The following is a 6,282-nucleotide window of genomic DNA, read 5'->3' on the forward strand; positions in this document are numbered from 1 at the left end:
ATTTGAACTTTTGGGAGATATGTGTTTTATATTTTTTTAAGTTTAGTGTTAATTTTTTGTTGTTTCTTTAATAAAATTTAGCTTAAATTAGAATTGCTGTGGTGGATTTGGTTTCTCATTGGAGCAGTATGATGGTAGACTTTTTGTAAAACTTGTCTATAGAGATTCTCCTGCTTATAGAGTAGGTTTTAGAAGAGGTACAGAGATTTTAGAAATCAATGAGAGAGCTATTGGTGAGATAGAGAGTGAGAATCTTTGGAGAACAGTTTTAGGTGATAGTTTAGTTGGTACTAAAGGGGTGTTTAAAATCTCAAATAGTGGTGTTGAAAAAATTGTTACTATAGAAACAGAGATTGTTCAGACCTACTCTATATTTGCTGATAAGATTATAGATATGGATGGCAAGAGGATAGGGTATTTCTTTCTAAATATATTTATAGAGTTGACACGCAGTGAACTAGAGATAGTTTTTGAGAAATTTAAAAGAGAGGGTATAGATGAACTTATTATAGATATGAGATATAATGGAGGTGGCAGAGTCTCTGTGGCTAAATATCTTGCTAGTTTAATAGGTGGGGATAATACAGATGAGTCTCTTTTTGAAACACTTGAATTTAATGATAAATATACAAGGTTAAACAGTACTATTAATTTTACAAAAGAGAAAAATAGCCTAAATTTAGATAGAGTGTTCGTTATCTCTACATCCAATACCTGTTCTGCAAGTGAGATGCTTATTAATGGATTGAGACCATATATGGATGTTCATCTGATTGGTTCTAAAACTTGTGGTAAACCTGTTGGGATGAGAGGCAGTGATTTTTGTGGGAAACATCTCTCACCTATACAGTTTAAGTTAGTCAATGCAGATGGTTATGGAGATTATTTTTCTGGCATAACGCCTGTATGTAATCTGCCTGATGATATTTATCACTCATTGGGAGAGAGAGACGAAGCGATGCTTAAAGAGACTCTGTTTTTTATAAAAAATGGTATCTGCTCTACCGTTAGTAAAAGATACCAAATGCAGAAGAGAAGTATAAAAAAATCTCTGCTTAATGGATTTCAGCGTGAGATTGATGCTATTTAAAGCCCAATCTCTTCATTTGATTTTCTGTTAGAAATCTCCATCAAAAACTCCTCCATACAATAGGTCTGACGAGCCTCACTACTCATGATATGTACAAGAATATCACCCATATCTATCACCACCCAATCATCACTCTCATCTATATGAAGGAACTCTTCACCAAGTGGTTTTAGTTTATCTTTTAGGTGTTGGGCTAGTGAGGATGCATGTTTTCCTCCAAGTGAGTTGGCAAGTACTACTCGTTCGACGATGTAGTCCACTTTTTCGAGGTTAAACGCCTCTATCTCTTCAGCTTTTTTATTGTCCAGTTCTGTGACGATACGGTCTATTCGTTCATCTAAGTTCATTAATTTCCTTCGTATTTCTGTTGAGCTTATATCCATCTCAACTTTTAAGATTTTAAATTTTTGTAGAGCAGTAGTATCAAGTTTATATCCTGCTCTTGTTGCTATGACCCAAGTGATATTGGAGTTTAGCCAATTAAAATTATACCATTTTGTAATGGAGTCAAGATTATCTGCTCCAATAATAATATATTTGACACTGTATCTTTTTTGAAAATGTCTTAAAGTTTTGGCACTGCTTGTAGCTTTGCCCTCTTGTATCTCATAGTCATCTACTAAAACTTTTGGAATTTTACCAAAAAGTTTATTAGACTGTTTTAGTCGTTCATCTGGTGAGTGATGTGAATCTGTTTTGAATGGATTTAGAAAAGTAGGAACAACAATTAATCTGTTGATACCTAACGATTTTAGTGCCTCTTCAACGATTGCTAGATGCCCAATGTGTGGAGGGTCGAAACTACCCCCATAGAGTGCAACCGTTTCTTGCTTCCCTTTAAACAAATAATAACCTCTAATTATGTAATATATTCGCTATATTAGCATATTAAACTAAGGGATGAATGAATGGCTGTAAAAGTTGCGATAAATGGACTAGGACGAATAGGTAGATGTGTTGCTCGAATCATTGCAGATAGAGATGATATTGAGTTGGTGGCTGTGAATGCAAGTGGAGCAGAAAATATAATCGAGTATGGGTTAAAATATGACTCTGTTCATGGTACTAGAAAAGATGTATCTGTCAAAGATGGTTTCGTTCATATTGGAGATACCAAAGCGAAACTTTTTGGAGAGAGAGAACCTGCTAAAATTGATTTTGTAGGTTGTGGAGCTGAAGTGGTTATCGAGTGTACAGGTGTATTTTTGACAGAAGAGTCAGTGCAACCATATCTTGATAGTGGGATTAAAAAGGTTCTCTTTTCTGCCCCTGCCAAAGATGATACGGCGACTTTTGTTATTGGTGCGAATGAGGATGAGTATGCAGGCGAGGCGGTTGTCTCCAATGCTAGTTGTACAACCAATGGTCTAGCTCCTGTTGCCAAAGTTTTGGATGATGCTTTTGGGATTGAGTCAGGTCTGATGACCACGATACATAGCTATACTGGTTCTCAGCCTATTTTGGATGGTAAACACAAAAAAGACCCTAGAAAGGGTCGTTCGGGGGCTGTGAACCTAGTACCAACTACGACAGGTGCGGCAAAAGCTATTGCAAAAGTTCTACCACAACTAAAAGGTAAACTTAACGGTCAAGCGATAAGAGTTCCAACCCCTAATGTCTCTATGGTCGATTTGACAGTAAATCTTGGAAAAGAGGTCACTCTTGATGAGGTAAAAGAGGCGTTTACTGTTGCCAGTGAAGGGTCACACAAAGGTATCTTGGGTGTGGATGTTGAGTATCGAGTCTCACAAGACTTTGTGGGTGAAGAGCAGAGTTCTGTAGTGGCAATGGATACGATTCAAGTTATCGGTGGCAATATGGTCAAAGTTTTGGCATGGTATGACAATGAGTGGGGCTACTCAGTAAGATTGGTCGATATGGCAGTTCATATTTCACAATAAATATGTAGGGGTAGACCAATGTGTCTACCCATGATTCAAAAAGGAAAAAAAATTTGAAAACAATAAAAGATTTAAAAAATATAGATGGTAAAACAGTATTTATCCGTTGTGATTTCAATGTCCCCAAAGATGAAGATGGAAATATAACTGATGATAGAAGAATCCGTGGTGCATTACCAACCATTCGTTACTGTTTGGATAGAGACTGTAAAGTCATTTTGGCTTCACACTATGAGCGACCAGAACCAGGTGTGTATGAAGAGAAATACTCTTTGGCAACGGTGGTTACTAGACTGAAGACACTGCTCAAAATTGCGTCTAATATCTCATTGGCAGAAGATGTGGTCGGAGTTGATGCTAAATCAAAAGCCGCGGCACTTGAAACAGGAGATGTTTTGGTGCTTGAAAATCTTCGTTATGAAGCAGGTGAGACCCAAAATGATATAGAGTTTGCCAAAGAGTTAGCTTCTATGGTGGATGTCTATATCAATGATGCTTTTGGTGCTTGTCACAGAGCTCACGCTTCTATCGATGCGATGGCTAGACTCTTTGATGGTGACCATCGAGCCGCAGGTTTTTTGCTCTCTAAAGAGGTTAATTTCTTTGAGAAAACACTTGAAAATCCTATGAGACCATTTGTCGCTGTTATTGGTGGGTCTAAAGTTTCAGGGAAGCTTGAGGCTCTTAGAAATCTGATTGAAAAAGTTGATAAAGTTATTATCGGTGGTGGGATGGCATTTACATTCCTCAAAGCTCAAGGCTATGAGATAGGTAACTCTTTGGTTGAAAATGACTTGCTTGATGAGGCTAGAACGGTTATGATAAAAGCTAGAAAAAAAGGGGTCAAGTTCTATCTTCCTGTTGATGTAGTGGTAACTCCTGAATTTTCAGAACATGGTATCTCAAAATACTTACCATCCCAAGAGATTCCAAAAGATTGGATGGGGTTAGATATTGGACCTGCAAGTTCAAGGCTTTTTCGTCAAGTGTTAAATGATGCACAGACGATTATTTGGAATGGACCAATGGGGGTTTATGAGTGGGATAAGTTTTCAAAAGGTAGCTTGAAAATGTCACACGATATTGCTGATACTCATGCGACAACTATCGTCGGTGGTGGTGATACGGCTGATGTGGCACAGAAAGCTGGAGATGTGGATGAGATGACATTTGTAAGTACTGGAGGGGGTGCGAGTTTGAATCTTATTGAGGGTAAAGTGCTTCCTGGGATTGAGGCATTAAAATCGTAAATTCCGTAGGGTGTGATTGCCATCACACCTTTTATTTGATATTAAAAATTTTATTTGGTGCGATGGCAATCGCACCCTACAAAGGCAACATATGATATACGCAGCAAATTTTAAAACAAATCACACAAGAGAATCTACAAAAGAGTACATAACAGATCTTCAATCAAAATTGGGAGATAAAAAACCTGAAGATAGAGTTTTCGTTTTTCCTCCACTAACAGCACTAGATAGTTTTGAGGGTGATTTTACCATCGGTGCTCAAAATGCTTATCCAGTAGAGAATGGAGCCTATACAGGTGAAGTGGGAGTAGAGCAACTAAGTGAATTTAATATCAACACTATCTTGATAGGTCACAGTGAACGAAGAGATACTATAGGTGAGTCACAAGAGCAAGTAGCTAAAAAATTTGCATTTTTCAAAGAGCAAGGTTTTGAGATTATCTACTGTATAGGTGAGTCGCTAGAGGTAAGAGAGCAGGGGATTGAAGCTGTGATGGAGCATCTGGTCTCTCAATTTGAGGGAATAGATACTACTTATGATAATTTTGTGGTGGCTTATGAACCTATCTGGGCGATTGGTACAGGACGCAGTGCAACAGTTGCAGAGATAGTGGAGACTCATAATGCACTTAAGCAAATAGTTGACAAACCTCTACTTTATGGTGGAAGTGTCAAAGGGGCGAATATCGCTGAAATATCTGCAATTTCTAATGTAGACGGTGTGCTTGTTGGTGGAGCTTCTCTTAAGACAGAAACATTTTTGGAGTTGGTTTTTCATTAGACATCTTGTAAAACTAGGAATCGGAAGGCTCTGCCTCCGCTGTTCGGGAGTAAACTCTCCGTTTCCAAAAAAATAAGAATCGTATAAAAAAGCTTAATTCATTGGCATTGGACTAAAGTCTCCGATTCCAATGAGTTTGGCAAGAAGAGGTCTATTAAACCATCTCCTCTTCATGCCACTCCAAAGAGATCTGTTTGAACTTCTCTTTCTGTTCAATAAAAATATCTACAAGAATAGGGTTAAATGCCCTTCCTCTCTCTGATATAATAATCGATTCAGCTTTCTCATAGGTAAAAGACTCTTTATATCTTCGTTTACTAATCAGTGCATCATAGACATCTGCAATGGACATAAGTTGGGCTTCTATGGGAATTTCATCCCCTTTTAGCTGTTCTGGGTATCCTGTGCCATCCCATTTTTCATGATGATACAGAGCGACATTATAAGCTACCTCTAGGAGAGGATTGGACTCATAGTTTTCTAGTGACTCCTTTATAATATCAGCCCCCAATCTTGAGTGTGTTTTCATAACTTCATACTCTTCTGGGGTAAATTTCCCTGGTTTTTTTAGTATAGCATCGGAGATTCCTACTTTTCCAATATCGTGTAGTGGTGCAGCTTCATAGATAAGCTCTATACTGTGAGGAGTGATAAAGTTTGAGTATAAGTTCTTATGATAAAGTTTTTTTGCAAGTACTTTGACATATTTTTTGGTTCTAATAATGTGTTCACCTGTCTCCTCATCATGGGTGTTGGCAACAAGTACCATAGAAGAAGCACTGCTTGTAAATGATTGTTTTAAATCTTTTTTTAGCTTCTCTCTCTCTTTTCTATTTTTAGAAAATGGTATGGCTATTAGTAGTATGGTAGATGAGATTAGAAGTGGTATCCATAAATATCCTATAGATATATATGACCCATCTTTAAAGGTTATAAGCAGCCAAAGAGTACTGCTTAGAAGCGTAAAAGTAGTTACTATAAGAATAGTCTTGAACCACTGTTTTATAAAAAGTATATACAGCAGTAGTGAGATAAGAAATGCTATAGCAATATTTAGTTTTTTGTAAAACTCATTTTGTACTAAAAAAGAGTGATTTAGTAGATTTTCAATATAGTTTGCATGAATTATACTGCTATATTCGTCCTCTCCTACATAGGATTGGTAACTTCTATTTAACAAGCTATCTACGGTTGAACCTATAATGACTATTTTACCATATAGAGCCTCTTTTGGAATCTTTTTTTTCAATATATCAATAG

Annotated in this window: 6 protein-coding genes; 4 read left to right on the forward strand and 2 right to left on the reverse strand. The window is 37.1% G+C overall.

Features of this window, described 5'->3' with window-relative positions:
- The first annotated feature begins 118 nt into the window (after positions 1-118).
- The gene (locus GSY74_RS01565; RefSeq protein ID WP_164663362.1) at positions 119-1,090 is read left to right on the forward strand and encodes a S41 family peptidase; all 972 of its coding nucleotides are present in this window, start codon (positions 119-121) and stop codon (positions 1,088-1,090) included.
- On the opposite strand, the gene nadD is transcribed toward GSY74_RS01565, so the two are convergent.
- Positions 1,087-1,935, reverse strand: a complete 849-nt coding sequence (gene nadD / locus GSY74_RS01570) for a nicotinate (nicotinamide) nucleotide adenylyltransferase (RefSeq protein ID WP_164663363.1) — start codon at positions 1,933-1,935, stop codon at positions 1,087-1,089. The two genes, GSY74_RS01565 and nadD, sit on opposite strands and share 4 nt — an antisense overlap.
- A 63-nt stretch (positions 1,936-1,998) precedes the next feature.
- Here nadD and gap point away from each other — a divergent pair, with 63 nt between their 5' ends.
- The 3 genes from gap (at position 1,999) to GSY74_RS01585 (ending at position 5,022) form a co-directional block, all read left to right on the forward strand.
- Positions 1,999-2,991 (forward strand): type I glyceraldehyde-3-phosphate dehydrogenase, encoded by a 993-nt coding sequence (gene gap, locus GSY74_RS01575; protein ID WP_164663364.1) that lies wholly within the window; start codon positions 1,999-2,001, stop codon positions 2,989-2,991.
- A 53-nt stretch (positions 2,992-3,044) separates the two neighbouring features.
- The gene (pgk, locus tag GSY74_RS01580; RefSeq protein WP_164663365.1) at positions 3,045-4,241 is read left to right on the forward strand and encodes a phosphoglycerate kinase; all 1,197 of its coding nucleotides are present in this window, start codon (positions 3,045-3,047) and stop codon (positions 4,239-4,241) included.
- 91 nt (positions 4,242-4,332) lie between these two features.
- Positions 4,333-5,022: a triose-phosphate isomerase gene (locus GSY74_RS01585; protein ID WP_164663366.1), complete on the forward strand. Its 690-nt coding sequence runs from the start codon at positions 4,333-4,335 to the stop codon at positions 5,020-5,022.
- 154 nt (positions 5,023-5,176) lie between these two features.
- Here the strand turns inward: GSY74_RS01585 and GSY74_RS01590 are convergent.
- The coding region (locus tag GSY74_RS01590; RefSeq protein WP_164663367.1) for an HD-GYP domain-containing protein at positions 5,177-6,282 on the reverse strand (1,106 nt) is incomplete at its 5' end.

The sequence above is a fragment of the Sulfurovum sp. bin170 genome (genome assembly GCF_010892395.1).
GTDB lineage: Bacteria > Campylobacterota > Campylobacteria > Campylobacterales > Sulfurovaceae > UBA1140.